The sequence below is a fragment of the uncultured Cytophaga sp. genome (genome assembly GCF_937863595.1).
In the GTDB taxonomy this organism is placed as follows: Bacteria; Bacteroidota; Bacteroidia; order Cytophagales; family Cytophagaceae; genus Cytophaga.
The window spans coordinates 1-15,516 of record NZ_CALMGQ010000034.1 but is presented as its reverse complement, the minus strand read 5'-3'; the positions used below and the strand labels follow the sequence as shown (position 1 = coordinate 15,516).

The following is a 15,516-nucleotide window of genomic DNA, read 5'->3' as shown; positions in this document are numbered from 1 at the left end:
GAAGACAAGCATTAAGCTTTACGCCTTCTGCTTTTAGCCTTTCAAATCCTCATTCACTCTGTGGTAAATCATTGTTTGATTACCGAATATTTTAGAGAAGCCTTTTACATCATCACCAGACCATGCATTGTTTTCTTCTCCGTATTTACCAAACTTGTCAGACATCAAATCGTGTGCGGATTCAATACCGATTACGTGGAAACGATACGGTGCAGCAAATACCTTCACTTTACCCGTAACATTCACTTGTGTGTCTTCTAAGAATGTTTCAATGTTCCTCATTACCGGTTCAAGGAATTGACCTTCGTGTACAAAGTTTCCGTACCAGTTGCCCAATTGCTCTTTCCAATACATCTGCCATTTGGTAAGCGTATGTTTTTCTAAGGTATGGTGCGCTTTAATAATTACCATCGGAGCAGCAGCTTCAAAGCCTACACGCCCTTTGATACCAATGATGGTATCACCCACGTGAATATCACGACCAATACCGTATGGTGCTACAAGTTTATTTAAGGCTACAATTGCATCTGTTGATTTCATGCGTTTGCCATTCAAACCAACCAATTGTCCTTTTTCAAATTCCAATTCAATTTCTTCTTCACCTGTTTTTGTAACCTGTGTAGGGAAAGCACTTTCAGGAAGTGTTTTATTCGATGTCAATGTTTCTTTGCCACCTACACTTGTACCCCAAATACCAACGTTGATGGAGTATGCAGCTTTGCTCCAATCACGCACCACACCTTTTTTCTTCAAGTATTCAATTTCTTGATCGCGGGATAATTTCATATCGCGAATAGGTGTGATGATTTCGATACCCGGATTCATAATCATGAATACGACATCAAAACGAACTTGATCGTTGCCAGCACCTGTAGAACCGTGCGCCACTGCAGTAGCACCAACTTTCTTTGCATGTTCTGCAATTGCCATTGCTTGAAATACGCGTTCAGCACTTACAGAAAGTGGATAGGTATTGTTACGAAGAATATTGCCGTATACCATGTACTTCACACATTCTGCATAATATTTTTCAATGATATCCAGTGTAGTATGAGAAGTAACACCCAATTCGTACGCTTTCTTTTCGATATCAATTAACTCTTCTTTAGAGAATCCACCTGTATTCACAATGGCCGTATGCAATTCATACCCTAAATCTTCTGTTAAATACTTTGCGCAATATGTTGTGTCCAATCCGCCACTGAAGGCCAATACTACTTTCTTTTTCATTGTTATTTATGCGTAATGCTGAAGGCTTAAAGCCTAAGGATCTTCAGCGGTTATAGTTTTATTTTTGAGAAAAGCGTAAAGCTGAAGGCCTAAAGCAAATTCCCTTTCGTTTATTTAAGAATAGATCTGATAAGTCAATTATTAAGAGACGCAAAGCCTTAAGCTTTCTGCGTTAGGCATTACGCGAGTCCTAGAAAGGACATAACCTTGCCACCACCTTTACCAAAAGCTTTCAGCAACTTATGGTTTTTAATGCGCTGCCATCTTTCCCAAAGTTTTGAGTCGGTAATAAAATCCCACTTCTTCTTTTTCTTTTCTTCGGGATCATATACCATTGCCGTACACAAGCACATCTTACGATCTTTACTTTTCAATATTTCGTAATTAACGCAGCTTGCACATCCTTGCCAGAATGTGTCATCATCGGTGAGTTCACTATAGTGCGCAGGACGATATCCCAACTCTGAATTGATTTTCATCACAGCCGCAGAGGTTGTTAATCCAAACAGTTTTGCATCAGGAAACTTTTTGCGCGACAACTCAAATGCTTTCTCTTTAATTTTTGTCGCCAAGCCATACTTACGAAAGTCAGGGGATACAATCAAACCTGAGTTTGCTACATATTTCCCATGACTCCATGACTCAATATAACAAAAACCTGCAAATTCGCCGGACTTTGTAATGGCAATAATAGCCTTCCCTTCATCCATCTTTTGACGGATATAATCGGGGCTACGTTTTGCAATACCTGTTCCACGCGCTTTTGCACTCTCGGCCATTTCATCCACAATAGCATCCGCTAAATGTTTATGTTGAGGGCCTGCAACCAATACCTTAATATCAGATACGCTTAGTTTATTCATTCCAAAATAAATACTACAATACAAATAAATTCCCGAAGGAGAATCAGTATTGTAGATTGATTAATACTGTAGAAACTGTGAAATGTGTGTGATGAAGCCGGTTTAAGGGCTATGTGGTTTGAAAAGAAGTATCCGCATGAGATACTTAAGTGTACGTCGGCCTAGGGCCTCGGTTGGTTCAGTGCAGAAAATAAGCTAACCGCCCCAAAAGGATTCGGGGTAGAAAGAAACAATATGTAGTTAGACTTTTGCATTTAACCTTAATAATTCTTCAGCAAATGTAATTCAAAATTAAATTTATACAAAGTAATAACCCTTTTTTTATCCAATAAGTTTCTTTCCAATACCTTGAAAAAAAAATACTTAGAGTGTAAAAAATCTATTTTTACCATTCATTTTAGTTCCTACATACATTCTACTTTCTAGTCAAAACAAACATAAAATCGCAATATATTGTATTATAAATAGATACAAACGTCGCAAAAAAATACGCTTATTAAAATCCATTCATATTTGATTAAAAAGACTCAACTACAAACTGAAAAATACACCTGTAAAACTTTCATAAATAGAACTGTGAAATAGCAAAAGAGTGGTGTAATGGACAAAATAATAGTAGTTTTACAACAGATACAAAGAAGCGAGAGAACAACATATCATGATTATTATTATTGATTGCGAAGATCAAAAAGGTCTAATTCATAAAATTACGGGCGTATTAGCTGGTTTGAACCTAAATATCACTCGAAATAGAGAATTTGTTGAAAAACAACTTAATCGATTTTACATGCGTACGGTTGTAGAAGGCGATGTTGATCCATCTGTTTTAAAATCTGCATTAGCTGCAGTTTTACCTACAGACCATAGTCTATCAATCAGCACAGGTGAATTAAAGAAAATAGTGATTATGGTTACCAAGGAAGAGCATTGCTTAACCGAATTAATCAGCAAATATTATTTCGGAAATTTAAAAGCGCATATCGTTGCAGTCATCGGTAACCACGAGCATTTAAAGGCTTACACAGAGAAATTTCATATACCCTATCATTTTATTTCCCACGAAAATAAAAGCAGAGAAACACACGAAGCGGAATTGCTTTCTTGTCTCAAGCAATACAACCCTGACTACATCGTGCTTGCAAAGTTTATGCGTATTTTAAGCGATGATTTCACGTCGCATTACCCATCACGTATGATCAATATTCATCATAGTTTTTTACCTGCATTTAAGGGAGCAAACCCTTATAGACAGGCGTATGAACGTGGGGTGAAAATCATTGGTGCTACGGCACATTTTGTAAATCAGGACCTAGACGAAGGACCAATCATTCACCAAGAAGTCATTCCAATAGATCATACCTTAAGCCCAGTAAAAATGGCTGCTGCAGGTAAAGACGTCGAAAAATTGGTATTATCGAAAGCCTTGCAATTAGTATTGGATCAAAAAGTATATGTGAGCGGGAACAGAACGATAATATTTTAGTAAAAGTATATTAGAATTCTGAATTCAGAATTCTAATATACTTTTTAGGAACTGCTTTTGATTTTTTAATGCAACGTATTAATTCATTAAAAAGAGCACTCTTCATCTTTCCCCAAACAATATAATCCGTCCCTTCCAATGGATAGATCTCTTTCATCAAAGTGACCTCATGAGTATCTATTTGATATCCATAAATATGAGTAGGCAAATCAAATTTTTTACCACAAGTTGTCACTTCAATTTTATTTGAAATCACAAAACAATTAAAATTTATTTCAGGCAATTCGACACACCCGTCTTGTATGGTATGCTCTGACGGAATTGAATCTTTTTTCGTCGGTAAACTAGCTAAAATGCTATGCGAATCAACATGCTTCAAAACAATAAAAAATTTAGGAGCAGGGGCAGACTTGCCATTTTTAAAATAAAAAGGTGTAAAATAAAGAATATTACCTTCTTCAAACATCGAAATTAATGGCATGTTAAATAGTCTTCATAAATTTCTTTTTTACGACTATCATGTTGAATCAACTCTGTCAAATCTATAATGTATTCCGTATTCGTAATTTCCTCATTTAACAACAAATCCAACACATCATTCTTTTTAGCTGTATTATACCAAGGAGACTCCTTTCTATGGGTATACAAAACTAAATCCTTTGCTGTTTTGTTACCGAATTCTTCTAATACATAATCCAACAGATCTAAATCATTTTGAGAGAATTCATCATCATTAAAGTTCGAATCAGGTAAAATATAGCAATTACCATCTTGATCATTTTTTCTCTTTATATATCCTTTTAATAAAGTAGGTGCTGATGAAAGTTCAATAAAAATATTCTCATCGACAGGTCCAAATTTCCACACTTTATATGTTAAGTTCAGAAATGGTATTCCGCTTCGCTTTATTGATAATTCATCTAAAATATACAATAGCTTAAGCAGTTTTGTTTTGGAAACAGAATTGATTTTTTCAGATAGATAAATTATGGTATTACCAATTTTAGATATTTGATTGGGACTATATTTTATATAAAACTCTGACATTTTATCCTTCTATGATAGTTAATTAGTATACAAATCTACAAAATAATAAATGAAATAGTACAACACACAAGAATTCAGCAAAATAGAGCCCGAATGCACGATTTGCTAATATTCATTTCGCATTTACAAATATACCAATATTTTTAGTAAATTGCTAATATATTTAGAACAAAGAAGTCTTATGCAGATATTTCACACACTCCCCCAAGCACTCCACGCACCAATCACGATTGCCAATGGAGCCGTAGCTGCTGGCTTCCCCAGTCCAGCAGGTGATTATATAGACAATAGAATCGACATTTTTGAATACCTGATTCAGCACCCAACTGCAACATTTTACGTGCGTGTAAAAGGAAATTCCATGGTAAACGCCGCCATTCATGATGGGGATTTATTAGTGGTAGACCGTTCCATAGAACCTAAAAACAATCAGGTTGTGGTGGCTATTATTGATGGGGAATTTACCGTAAAACGCATCAGTAAATACAACAACAAACTCTACCTCATTCCTGAAAATGAACATTTCAAACCCATAGAAATTACCGAAACCATGAACTTTGAAGTATGGGGCGTAGTGACGTTTGTAATTCATAAACCATAAATGCCGAAGGCATTCAAGCCAAAAGCTCAAGGCTTAAAGCCTAATGCCACGGCGCATGTAAGTTAAAATGATGGCAAATCTATTTCAACAAAAAACCATTCTAACAAACGCAAAAGCTTTAGGCATTTAGCCTTAAGCCTTCGGCTTTAGGCTTTCACATGTACGCACTCATCGACTGTAATTCTTTCTACGTTTCTTGTGAACGTCTATTCCGGCCGGATCTACGAACTTCGGCTGTTGTTGTCCTTTCAAATAATGATGGCTGTATTATTTCGCGTTCGGATGAAGCAAAAGCACTTGGCATTAAAATGGGCGAACCTTTTTTTAATATAAAAGAGTTGATTCGAAATAAGAACGTAACGGCATTTTCTTCCAACTATACCTTATACGGAGATTTATCCGCACGCGTAATGGCAACACTTGCAGCCATTGTTCCTGATATTGAAATTTATTCCATAGACGAAGCTTTTTTATTATTAAACGAAACACATACCGATTTAGAAATACTCGGACATACGCTCCGTAATACAGTAAAGCAACACACTGGCATACCTGTAGGCGTGGGCATCGCTCCTACCAAAACACTTGCAAAGCTTGCGAATAAGCTTGCCAAACGTTCGGGTGGCGTACACATCATTTATCCAAACAAGATCGATCAATCTTGGGCGCAAGCTACGTTTGATGATGTATGGGGACTTGGCAGACAACATACAAAAAAACTACGTGCGCATTTTATAGATACCATTGAACAGTTTATACAGCAGCCTGAAGAATGGGTGCGAAAAAACTTTTCTGTGATCGGCCTACGTACACAACGAGAATTAAAAGGCATTCCATGTATAGAAATGGAAGATGTTGCAGATAAAAAATCCATTTGCACCTCTCGTTCTTTTGGAAATCTACAGACAGAATTTTACGACATACAAGAAGCCATTGCGAGCCATGCTGCAAGTTGTGCAGAGAAACTACGCTTGCAAGGGTCGCGTGCAGGTAGCATGCATGTAACCCTTTCTAAAAGCCGATTTACAAACGAAACTGGACAATTATACTTTGGCATTTTTATTAAGTTACCCGAACCGACAAACAATACATCTACACTCATTCAGTTTGCCACAGAAGGCTTGCGCAACATCTTTCAAAAAGGCCATGTCTATAAAAAATGTGGTGTAATTGTAATGGATATTGTACCCGAAGAAACCGTACAACTAAACATGTTTGAAAGCCTGCAAAACGATAAGCGCACAAAGCTAGAAGTTGCAATGGATCAAATTAATAGAAAGATGGGTAAGCACACGCTACGCCATGCCATTCAAGGCTATCAGCACGTATGGAAATTACGTAAAGAAAATATATCGCCCAATTACACTACGAATTTAAATGAAATAGTGTGCATCAACGTTGGGTATATTTAATAAAAAAAACAGCATACGTTCAGTCCTGCGGGCCTGATTAACTCTCAAACAACACAGAACTGAACGTGTTAAAACAGCCTAAATTATGGGAGTTGTACAGCCTCAACAGCAACAATTTCGCTGGTATACACATTTACCGTAGCTGTAATCGTATGTGTGTTTCCGTGTTCATCAGAAGCGATAAGTGTTATAAAAACTCTACCGGTTGACACACCATTCATACGCACCTCCTTCGAACCTGTTAATGTACTCGTTGCAATTGCAGTAATTCCACTAGTAGCGCTTGTTATTGTCCAAGCATCGCCATCGACATCTGTTATTTTATCAGACAAATCCCAATCAAAACTAGAACCTTCAGCTATTTGAAAACTTGTATTTATGCCATTATTTAACGTTGGTGCAGTATTGGGCACCGCTGCTACAACACTATATGCAATTACATTTGTATTACCATCTGCATCTGCTATAGTAATTGACAACGTTGCTGTACCCGCATATACGCCTGTATACACAAATGCTTTGTTATCAGAAGTGCTTATTGCAACGGTTACAATGCGTGAGTTTGAACTAGAAACACTGGTAATAGACCATTCATCGCCTTGTGGATCTACCACAACATCGGTCATATCCATTGTCTGAGAATTAGCTCCTCCGGTATTTACGGTTAGCGACGTATTGCTTCCCGCTTGTAAGTAAGGGGCAGTAGCCGATGGTTGGTTTGTTACAGGTGTAGCAGAAGGTATTGGATCAACAGCACCTTTTCTGCAAGAAGCAAGAATGGAAAGAGCTGCAACAAAAAGAGTAAGATTGATTATTTTTTTCATGTGTAATACAAGTTTATCTATTATTAAAGTTTCTATTGCATAAACGAGCCGTATAAAAAAATGATGTCGCCCTAATAATTAACTTGATAAACAGTTACAGAAGCAGTAAAGGTATTTCTGTTTGAATGTACATCTTGAACCGTTACTGTAACAGTACCGTTTCCTGTGTACTGCCCGCTAGCACTAAAATTAACCGTTGACGGCCCAACAGTAGTGGTAAATAAGTTCTCATCCGAGCTCGTTGCAGAAATAACAAACCATCTATCGCCATCTGCATCGGTTACAACATTCGACAAATCCCAAGAAGTCGTCTCATTTGGATTAGAAGGGATATTAAAGGTTGTATTGGCGTTTGCATTTAGAGTAGGTGGTGTATTTGCAACTACAGGTTCATTTGCTACAGTTAAGGTAAATGTGATTACATTTGAATTGCCATCAACATCGGCTACGGTAACAGTAAGGGTTACAGTACCTGCAGCTATTCCAACATAAGAAATTGCTTGAGTACCGTCAATCGCAACAGTAGCAACATTGGTATTAGAACTCGTGACACTTGTAATGGACCAATGATCACCCTGCGGATCAAGTAATACATCGCTATCCAAATCCAGATAACCTTCATTGGCAGCTCCGGTGTAAATAGACAAGGTTGTATTGGTCCCAGGAATAAGCGAAGGTGCCGTAGTCGATGGTTGGTTAACTGCAGGAGGAGTAGTCGTAGTAGTTGTGGCTACAGGCGTTGGGTCTTCTTCTTTTTTCTTGCAAGAAGTGAATAACGATAGCGCTGCTACAAATAGCGTAAGGCCGATTAATTTTTTCATGAGTATTATTTTATAAAATCTGTTATGTAAAACTAGGTGTTCGTAAGGCTTGTAGTACTACCAAAAATTGGTGGGTTGTGTCTCTGTTTAGCTCAACTATTACGGATTCTGCGTAGCGCCTATTGGTGCTGCTGCTGCTATAACATGAACGGTTGCATAATACGTATTGCTGTTATTATTAGCATCTGTTGCTGTTATACCCACAACGGCATCTCCCGCAGATAATCCTGTAACACTTATTGTTTTGGTATTAGCACCCAATGAGACAGTTGCATACGTTGCATTATTTACTGCTACATTCGTAATGGACCAAACATCACCCTGCGCATCTGTTATTTTGTCTGACAAATTCCACGTAAGCTCTGACCCTACAGGTAAATCAAATTCAGTAGTTATGCTAGGGTTTAAAGTTGGTGCATCATCATACGTTACGGTTAATGTAAAGTAAATAATATTTGCATTTCCAGTAGCATCGGCTACCGTAACGGATAATGTTGTAGTACCTACAGATAATGCCGTCCAATCAAAATCTTTGTTAGCAACAATTCGAGCTGTCGCAACATTGGTATTCGAGCTCGTTATATTGGTGATAGACCAAGAATCACCCTGCGGATCTGTAACTATAAACCCAAGATATACACCTTCCGTACGGTAGTTAACCGTGTAATCAAAAATGGCTGTGTCTACGCCAGCCACCAGCGAAGGTGCAGTAGCTGATGATTGGTTAACTGCAGGAGGAGTAGGTGTTGTAGTAGTTGTGGCTACAGGCGTTGGGTCTTCTTCTTTTTTCTTGCAAGAAATGAATAATGATAGCGCTGCTACAAATAATGTAAGGGAAATTAATTTTTTCATATTATGTTTGTTATAAAATTTAAAGAGTGTCTATTGAATAAAAGACACGTGCACGTACGCATGCTTGACAGTTTAGTATCAAGCATACATACAAGACAACAATTGCACGTTAAAAAAATGGAAATATTACTTGGGACCGCCAAATTTAGCTCCTTTTGGGTAAATCGTTACTTGTGCAGAAATTGTTCGTTGTGCACCATCCGAGGTGGTAAGCACAATGCACAATACCGCTGTGCCATCACCATATGCAACAGAAATCAAGCCCACCCTACTATCGCTATCAGTACATATATTTGAATAGCTACGATAAAACAACGCTCCTTTTGTTTAAAAGCTACTCGGATTAGGCACCACTGTAACCGTTGCCGTAAGTGTATTGGAAGCACCTCTGCTATCTGTAACAACAATACTTAACGTTGCAGTGCCAAGACTTACACCTGAGTAAAAAATACTTTGCTCGGGGTTGTTAACGGCATCTGTAGCTAATCCTGTTGTTACAATGGCTGTATTGGAACTTGTAACGCTAGTAACCGTCCAAGAATCGCCTTCGGCATCGCGTACTATATTTGTTAATCGCCAATCCGTACTATATCCTGGAAATGTAGTTTTACTTGTTGTTGCTTGTGGAATAAATGCAGGTGCGGCATTAGTAATAATAGGCGCTGGGTCTTCTTTCTTTTTGCAAGAAGAAAAAAGGAAACTCGAAATAAATAAGATCGAGAAAATAATTTTGTATGCTTTTTTCATACCGAATAGTGTTTTAATTATATCACAAAAGTATCGTTATTTCACATCTATTTTACTACCCGAAACGGGTAGGTATATGCTAAAATATTCACTTTATTCATCCATAATTTTATTCCTATATTTGCAGATACAATAAGTTATATAATAGATATGCTTCGATTTTTAATTCACCCTACGCTTCAAAATCCTTCCCATCCTGATTATAAGAAAGCATTGATATACACATGGGCCATGTGTACTATTGGAGCCTTCCTAATACCCTATTTTATATACTTCTGGGTTGCCTACCCAGAGGATACAATTAAAAATTCAACAAACTTAATTTTCGGAGGTCTTTTTATTGCAGGCATATATCTTGGCAGATATGTACAAAAAATCATTTACATCATTGGTTTCATTGCATTAATTTCATACCCACCTATAATGATCAGTATCTATCATACGGGAGGTATTTATTCCGTGGAAGTTGTTTGGATTTTTGTATGTCTAATCTCTCAAACAATTTTTATCGATTACAGAGTAGGCATTATTGGAGGAATATTTTCTATTATTTTTTACACGTACTTATTTTATATAGAACATGCCATCCCAGAAAAAGAAGCGCGATATAAAGAATATATCCTGTCGCATAGCAACATCAATAACTTCTTAACATTAACATTTGTCACCGTTCTTATACTTTCTTTACTTATTACGTTTGCGCGCTCTTTAACAGCTGCAAATAAAAAAATAGAAGAGCTTTCTAAAGACAAAATTCAATCGTTGGAAAATATGCTAGAAGAAAAAACAACGGAGTTAAGTCTTATTCGACAATCGTTAGCAAAAGATTTTCACGATGAAATGGGCAATAAGTTAGCGAGCATATCCATATTATCGCAAGCAATAGCCTTGCAAAATGTAGACTCAAATGCAACACCAGAAACAAAAGAGATGCTGCATAGTATTAATATCCATGCGAAGGAATTATATGAAGGCACCAAAGATTTTATTTGGTCCATTGATTTTAAACACGACTATGTGCTTGAATTATACATTTACTTACGTGAATTTGGCGAAAGTTTCTTTAGCAAAATAAACATTAATTTTTTATCTGAATGCTCTATCCCCGAAGAAACAATCATGCGCATTGACCCTATCGTTGGCAGACAGGTATTATTCATTTGCAAAGAAATCATGACGAATGCTGCTAAACACGCTACATGCGATGAAGTAAAATTACAATTGGCATTTATAGAAGGATTCATTGTTCTTAGAATCACGGATAATGGATGTGGATTTGATTTGATACAGGTACAAAAACGCGGCTTGAACAATATGCTTCGCAGATCTGAAAAATATAAAATAGGCTTAGATATTGATACAAACAAACAAGGTTCTGTATTTACCCTAAAAATACCCTTACCTACCCAAATGTGGTAGCGGAATCATTTATTTATATTCTGAATATTGTATTATGAATATACTAAAACACGACATTATCATCATTGAAGACAATCCAGATATTCGATTGGGATTTCAGATTTTAATTAATTCCACATCAAAATATTGGGTTAGTGAAACATTTGAGGATTGTGAAAGTGCTTTATTAAAAGTTGTCGCTTTAAATCCGCGTATTGTATTGATGGACATAGACCTGCCTGGCATCAGTGGAATCGAAGGAACAAAGCACATTAAAAACCTATTGCCTAAAACGGACATTATTATTATTACCGTATTCGAAAATAGTGCGCGAGTATTTGATGCGCTCTGCGTAGGGGCTACGGGTTATTTAACAAAAAATTCGAGCCACACCGAGCTACTAGATGCCCTCGACGAAATAATCTCTGGAGGTTCACCGATGAGCGCAAACATAGCACGCATGGTCACGACCTCATTTCAAAAAGCCCGCGTTTCTCCCATTTCAGAAAAAGAAAAGCTTGTGCTTCAACTTCTCGTTATTGGCAAAAGCTATAAATCCATTGCAAGCCAATTGGATCTTTCAATCGATACAATAAAATTTCACATCAAAAATATTTACTTGAAACTACAAGTAAACAATAAAGAAGATGCGATTGCAAAAGCAATATCCGAAAAATTAGTATGACTCAGGTAATAAATAATATGTTTTACGTATTAAGAATGTTCAATATTTTCTACTCTTAAAACGTAATACTTCCAACTTATGACTTTTTTTCAATTATAATCTTCTGATGGAAATGTTTCGTATGATGAATGTTATGCATCAATTGATCTTTATATCTTGAATCCATTTCAAACGTTGCATGTGCGCGGTACACAAGCACATGCTGTATCGCTTCGTCTTTTACACCCGAATTTGTAATTAAAAATGTTTTGATGGAATCGGCATCTTGTTCGTGACGCGTCCCTACATTAATTGTTAAGGTGATAATTTCAGTTATCTCTTTATTAATAACAGGATTTAATTTTATGGGCGCAAACTTAATCCGCAAAGCGTCTTCAAAATCGTCTTTGTGATAGACTTCATCTTCTTGCAACATACAAATAGAATCCCCTTTTTTTCCTGCACGTGCTGTACGCCCACTACGGTTTACATATTGCGCTTCGTTATCGGGCAAGTGATAATGCAATACGAAATTTAAATCTTGTACATCTATTCCTCTTGCCGCCACGTCCGTTGCAATCAATACTTGAATTCTTCTTTCTTTAAATGCAGCCATAACCTTTGTACGGTCATACTGATTTAAATCTCCGTACAATGAATCCGTAAGTATTGACAAGCCCTTCAGCTGTTGACCTAGCAATTTTGCTGCTGCCTGTGTACGACAAAAAATAATACCTCTATCCTTTGGGTGAGATAACAAAAATGCTTTTAAATATTCTAATTTATATCCGTATTGATAGGCAATGTATTGATGCTCGATGTTTCGGTTTATATATTCTTGGGGCTTTATACGAATCTCTTCCACCGCATCACCCATATACTTTCGCACAATTTGCTTGATTCCTGAAGGTAAGGTCGACGTGAATAACAACTTGCGCACATTTGGCTTACAAACGCCTACAATTTTATCAATATCGGGTTCGAAACCCATATTCAGCATTTCATCTGCTTCATCCAATACCAAAAATTTCAAATAGCTCAAATCAACTATCTTTCTTGAAACCAGGTCCAGTAAGCGTCCAGGAGTAGCAACCAAGACATGTCTCGGAACTTCTAGTTTTTTAATATTTTCTTCAATCTTCTTTCCACCAAATACCGCTTCCGTATGAATTCGAACGATATATCTAGAAAAAACAAATACGTCTTTTGCTACCTGTTGCCCCAACTCTCTCGTCGGAACCAAAACTAACACTTGTGTCTGTTGCAATGCAGGATTAATCTGCTGCAAAATAGGCAAGCCAAAAGCTGCCGTTTTGCCCGTCCCTGTCTGTGCTACTGCAACCAAATTTGTGCGCGAATTGAGAATAAATGGAATCGCTTTTTCTTGAATTTCAGTAGGTTTTGAAATATTATTTTCTGCAAGCGATTGAAGCAGCTCTTTATTTAAACCAAGTTCAGAGAAAGTCATTTGAATAGTGTAAAGGTAAATTTTAACTGTATGTGTATAAAACACATAATGGTGTGCAATATACACATATCCATTTTGTGTTACACCAACAAAAAATTAAGAGGAAGGATCCAGTTCTTTTCCCTTTTCTTTTTCTATGAAGGATTTTAAATATCCTTCTTTCAAATGCTCGTAAACCGATTTTTTATTTACAAGCATGGTAACCAAGTACGCAAACATACCCGCTAACATAAGATGAAAAATAACAGAGTGCCTATCCGTCATCTCTAATACAAGAATAGCCGATGTAAATGGAGAATGGGTAACGCCGGTTAAAAAACCAACCATACCCGCTAATACCAACAGATTTGTATGTTCTGTTGCAATATCTGCAACATAAGCAATAAATGCGCCTATCGTTCCGCCAGCACTCAACGATGGGGCAAAGATACCTCCAGCGCCTCCACTTCCAAAACTCAATATAGGACCTAAAAACCGACTAACCATCAATGTAAAGCTCACATCCTTGTTATCTATAAATAACAAATTTTCTAATACACTTTTACCAGAACCAGCTATAGAATGATTCAAAAAATAGTGTATAGATGCAAATACAAGTGAAAATCCAATAACTACCAATATGTGCTTTCGCATTGTTTTAAATGTTTTTTTCCATTGGTGAATGGTTAAGATTAAATTCCCAAACAAGCCGCCTAAAAAACCTGAGATTATTGCTGTAAGTATTACCCACAATAAAAACGAATAATCGGATATGTGTAATTTGGGAAATCCTAAATACAAATAAGGGCCTAACATTGCTTGTGCCGTCATACCAGATATAATAACAGCAACAAATAAGGTTGTTCTAAACTTTGAAAATTGTATCCGTGTTAGTTCTTCAATTGCAAATACAATTCCACCAAGTGGTGTATTAAAAGCAGCAGCTAAGCCAGATGCAGCACCTGTTAATATCATCAATTGCGCACTAAACTTCTCCCACTTTTCTGGCAAGGAATGGTGCATAAAGCTAAAAATAGATGCGGATATTTGTATGGTAGGTCCTTCTCGGCCAATTGCGCCGCCTCCTGCAAGCATAATCAGACTACTTAAGACCTTTACAACGGAAACTTTTACATTCAATAATTTTTTGCTCAATGGCGATTTGCCTTCCATTTCTACAGCAGCCATAACTTGTGGAATACCGCTTCCGCCTGACATAGGCGCAAAAAACTGTACAATAAACCAAGATAATAAGAAAGCGAAAGGTGTTACAATAAAGACAGCTTCTGGATATGTGCCTAAAAACTCTGTACTGATTTCTTCAACATAGATAAAACTTTTCGCATATAATACAGCCGCCACACCCACCAATACAGATGCAACCCACAAAGGAATCAGTTGATAAGCCGTGCGATGAAATTCTTGATAGTCAAATTGTGAAAGTTTTTTGTAGAAGTATTCTTTCATGTAATTAATATTACCTTTTTTTAATCAGAATGACAATGAATTACGTATTTAATTCAATTCCGCCTATTTCAATACACGTACTTTTTGACTGCAAAATCACACATTCGATATTTTTAAATGAAACCATTCAATACCATTGTCTATCGAAGAATCTAGAGTGAATTAATGCACGAAGGGATAAAACTACATAAACGAAGGATAGATTTATATTTTGAAAATTCTGAATTATTTATTTTTCTTTTTAAACGTAAAAAAATAGGTAATTAAAGTCAATTCTTCTGCCGATACATGCGTTTCAGATACCTTATCTTCATGTATTTCATTTGCTATTCGAATGGAATATGCGCCCATTTCTTCTTGGGTAAAGTCGGGAATAATCATTTTACCTTTTATTTTTTTAGTATGACAACTGGCGCAATTCATTTCATACAACACCCGCCCTTTTTCACTCAACCTTGCATATTCCTCCTGAGTTGATTTTGACATCGCTTCAGGAAATACATAGACGGCTTTCTTGTGTGAGGCACATGCACTAATGATAAGTACGCAGACAAAAAACATTATTATAACATAACTAATAGGACTAGAACACATAACTTACTTATTACTTGTCAATGCCTGATATAGGTTGACCGTTTTAAAGGCAATTTCCACCTTAAA

At 36.7% G+C, this 15,516-nt stretch carries 17 protein-coding genes; 5 read left to right on the top strand and 12 right to left on the bottom strand.

The genetic code is table 11. The annotated features are described in order from the left end of the window. Positions 1-33 precede the first annotated feature (33 nt). Both Q0543_RS02630 and Q0543_RS02625 read right to left on the bottom strand, forming a co-directional pair. Complete coding sequence (locus tag Q0543_RS02630; protein WP_299248711.1) at positions 34-1,230, bottom strand: argininosuccinate synthase domain-containing protein; 1,197 nt, start codon at positions 1,228-1,230, stop codon at positions 34-36. Positions 1,231-1,409: 179 nt separating this feature from the next. Then, entirely contained in the window at positions 1,410-2,093 is a 684-nt protein-coding gene (locus tag Q0543_RS02625; protein ID WP_299248752.1) for a GNAT family N-acetyltransferase, read from the bottom strand. A gap of 658 nt (positions 2,094-2,751) precedes the next feature. On the opposite strand from Q0543_RS02625, the gene purU reads away from it, so the two are divergent. Next, complete coding sequence (gene purU / locus Q0543_RS02620; RefSeq protein ID WP_299248708.1) at positions 2,752-3,576, top strand: formyltetrahydrofolate deformylase; 825 nt, start codon at positions 2,752-2,754, stop codon at positions 3,574-3,576. Between the two features lie 10 nt (positions 3,577-3,586). Here the strand turns inward: purU and Q0543_RS02615 are convergent, their stop codons facing one another. Then, positions 3,587-4,057 carry a hypothetical protein gene (locus tag Q0543_RS02615; protein WP_299248705.1) on the bottom strand — a complete coding sequence of 157 codons (471 nt, stop codon included), beginning with the start codon at positions 4,055-4,057 and terminating at the stop codon, positions 3,587-3,589. Next, positions 4,048-4,623, bottom strand: a complete 576-nt coding sequence (locus Q0543_RS02610) for a Panacea domain-containing protein (protein ID WP_299248703.1) — start codon at positions 4,621-4,623, stop codon at positions 4,048-4,050. Before Q0543_RS02610 ends, Q0543_RS02615 begins: the two co-directional genes overlap by 10 nt. Positions 4,624-4,804: 181 nt before the next feature. On the opposite strand from Q0543_RS02610, the gene umuD reads away from it, so the two are divergent. Beyond that, positions 4,805-5,224 (top strand): translesion error-prone DNA polymerase V autoproteolytic subunit, encoded by a 420-nt coding sequence (gene umuD, locus Q0543_RS02605; RefSeq protein ID WP_299248700.1) that lies wholly within the window; start codon positions 4,805-4,807, stop codon positions 5,222-5,224. A 158-nt stretch (positions 5,225-5,382) separates the two neighbouring features. Further along, positions 5,383-6,636 carry a Y-family DNA polymerase gene (locus Q0543_RS02600; protein WP_299248697.1) on the top strand — a complete coding sequence of 418 codons (1,254 nt, stop codon included), beginning with the start codon at positions 5,383-5,385 and terminating at the stop codon, positions 6,634-6,636. An 83-nt stretch (positions 6,637-6,719) separates the two neighbouring features. On the opposite strand, the gene Q0543_RS02595 is transcribed toward Q0543_RS02600, so the two are convergent. The 5 genes from Q0543_RS02595 to Q0543_RS02575 all read right to left on the bottom strand — a co-directional run bounded on the left by Q0543_RS02595 (position 6,720) and on the right by Q0543_RS02575 (position 9,880). Then, positions 6,720-7,460: a hypothetical protein gene (locus tag Q0543_RS02595; RefSeq protein WP_299248694.1), complete on the bottom strand. Its 741-nt coding sequence runs from the start codon at positions 7,458-7,460 to the stop codon at positions 6,720-6,722. 71 nt (positions 7,461-7,531) lie between these two features. Continuing rightward, entirely contained in the window at positions 7,532-8,281 is a 750-nt protein-coding gene (locus Q0543_RS02590) for a hypothetical protein (protein ID WP_299248691.1), read from the bottom strand. A 99-nt stretch (positions 8,282-8,380) separates the two neighbouring features. Then, positions 8,381-9,133 carry a hypothetical protein gene (locus tag Q0543_RS02585; RefSeq protein ID WP_299248688.1) on the bottom strand — a complete coding sequence of 251 codons (753 nt, stop codon included), beginning with the start codon at positions 9,131-9,133 and terminating at the stop codon, positions 8,381-8,383. A 126-nt stretch (positions 9,134-9,259) separates the two neighbouring features. Further along, positions 9,260-9,448, bottom strand: coding sequence for a hypothetical protein (locus Q0543_RS02580; protein WP_299248685.1), 189 nt, complete (start codon positions 9,446-9,448; stop codon positions 9,260-9,262). 12 nt (positions 9,449-9,460) lie between these two features. After that, the gene (locus tag Q0543_RS02575; RefSeq protein WP_299248683.1) at positions 9,461-9,880 is read right to left on the bottom strand and encodes a hypothetical protein; all 420 of its coding nucleotides are present in this window, start codon (positions 9,878-9,880) and stop codon (positions 9,461-9,463) included. Positions 9,881-10,030: 150 nt separating this feature from the next. Between Q0543_RS02575 and Q0543_RS02570 the strand changes: the two genes are divergently transcribed. Together Q0543_RS02570 and Q0543_RS02565 are read left to right on the top strand one after the other, a co-directional pair. Beyond that, positions 10,031-11,299: an ATP-binding protein gene (locus Q0543_RS02570; protein ID WP_299248680.1), complete on the top strand. Its 1,269-nt coding sequence runs from the start codon at positions 10,031-10,033 to the stop codon at positions 11,297-11,299. 34 nt (positions 11,300-11,333) lie between these two features. Beyond that, positions 11,334-11,963: a response regulator transcription factor gene (locus tag Q0543_RS02565; RefSeq protein WP_299248678.1), complete on the top strand. Its 630-nt coding sequence runs from the start codon at positions 11,334-11,336 to the stop codon at positions 11,961-11,963. Between the two features lie 76 nt (positions 11,964-12,039). On the opposite strand, the gene Q0543_RS02560 is transcribed toward Q0543_RS02565, so the two are convergent. The 3 genes from Q0543_RS02560 to Q0543_RS02550 all read right to left on the bottom strand — a co-directional run bounded on the left by Q0543_RS02560 (position 12,040) and on the right by Q0543_RS02550 (position 15,417). After that, complete coding sequence (locus Q0543_RS02560; RefSeq protein ID WP_299248676.1) at positions 12,040-13,410, bottom strand: DEAD/DEAH box helicase; 1,371 nt, start codon at positions 13,408-13,410, stop codon at positions 12,040-12,042. A gap of 96 nt (positions 13,411-13,506) precedes the next feature. After that, entirely contained in the window at positions 13,507-14,856 is a 1,350-nt protein-coding gene (locus tag Q0543_RS02555) for a chloride channel protein (RefSeq protein ID WP_299248674.1), read from the bottom strand. 225 nt (positions 14,857-15,081) lie between these two features. Then, complete coding sequence (locus Q0543_RS02550) at positions 15,082-15,417, bottom strand: c-type cytochrome (RefSeq protein ID WP_299248672.1); 336 nt, start codon at positions 15,415-15,417, stop codon at positions 15,082-15,084. Positions 15,418-15,516: the final 99 nt, after the last annotated feature.

Coding starts and splice junctions, on each gene's coding strand:
- Q0543_RS02630 (WP_299248711.1), bottom strand. CDS start 1,230: ATGAAAAAGAAAGTAGTATTGGCCTTCAGTGGCGGATTGGACACAACA.
- Q0543_RS02575 (WP_299248683.1), bottom strand. CDS start 9,880: ATGAAAAAAGCATACAAAATTATTTTCTCGATCTTATTTATTTCGAGT.
- Q0543_RS02570 (WP_299248680.1), top strand. CDS start 10,031: ATGCTTCGATTTTTAATTCACCCTACGCTTCAAAATCCTTCCCATCCT.
- purU (WP_299248708.1), top strand. CDS start 2,752: ATGATTATTATTATTGATTGCGAAGATCAAAAAGGTCTAATTCATAAA.
- umuD (WP_299248700.1), top strand. CDS start 4,805: ATGCAGATATTTCACACACTCCCCCAAGCACTCCACGCACCAATCACG.
- Q0543_RS02555 (WP_299248674.1), bottom strand. CDS start 14,856: ATGAAAGAATACTTCTACAAAAAACTTTCACAATTTGACTATCAAGAA.
- Q0543_RS02560 (WP_299248676.1), bottom strand. CDS start 13,410: ATGACTTTCTCTGAACTTGGTTTAAATAAAGAGCTGCTTCAATCGCTT.
- Q0543_RS02600 (WP_299248697.1), top strand. CDS start 5,383: ATGTACGCACTCATCGACTGTAATTCTTTCTACGTTTCTTGTGAACGT.
- Q0543_RS02625 (WP_299248752.1), bottom strand. CDS start 2,093: ATGAATAAACTAAGCGTATCTGATATTAAGGTATTGGTTGCAGGCCCT.
- Q0543_RS02550 (WP_299248672.1), bottom strand. CDS start 15,417: ATGTTTTTTGTCTGCGTACTTATCATTAGTGCATGTGCCTCACACAAG.
- Q0543_RS02590 (WP_299248691.1), bottom strand. CDS start 8,281: ATGAAAAAATTAATCGGCCTTACGCTATTTGTAGCAGCGCTATCGTTA.
- Q0543_RS02585 (WP_299248688.1), bottom strand. CDS start 9,133: ATGAAAAAATTAATTTCCCTTACATTATTTGTAGCAGCGCTATCATTA.
- Q0543_RS02565 (WP_299248678.1), top strand. CDS start 11,334: ATGAATATACTAAAACACGACATTATCATCATTGAAGACAATCCAGAT.
- Q0543_RS02615 (WP_299248705.1), bottom strand. CDS start 4,057: ATGCCATTAATTTCGATGTTTGAAGAAGGTAATATTCTTTATTTTACA.
- Q0543_RS02595 (WP_299248694.1), bottom strand. CDS start 7,460: ATGAAAAAAATAATCAATCTTACTCTTTTTGTTGCAGCTCTTTCCATT.
- Q0543_RS02610 (WP_299248703.1), bottom strand. CDS start 4,623: ATGTCAGAGTTTTATATAAAATATAGTCCCAATCAAATATCTAAAATT.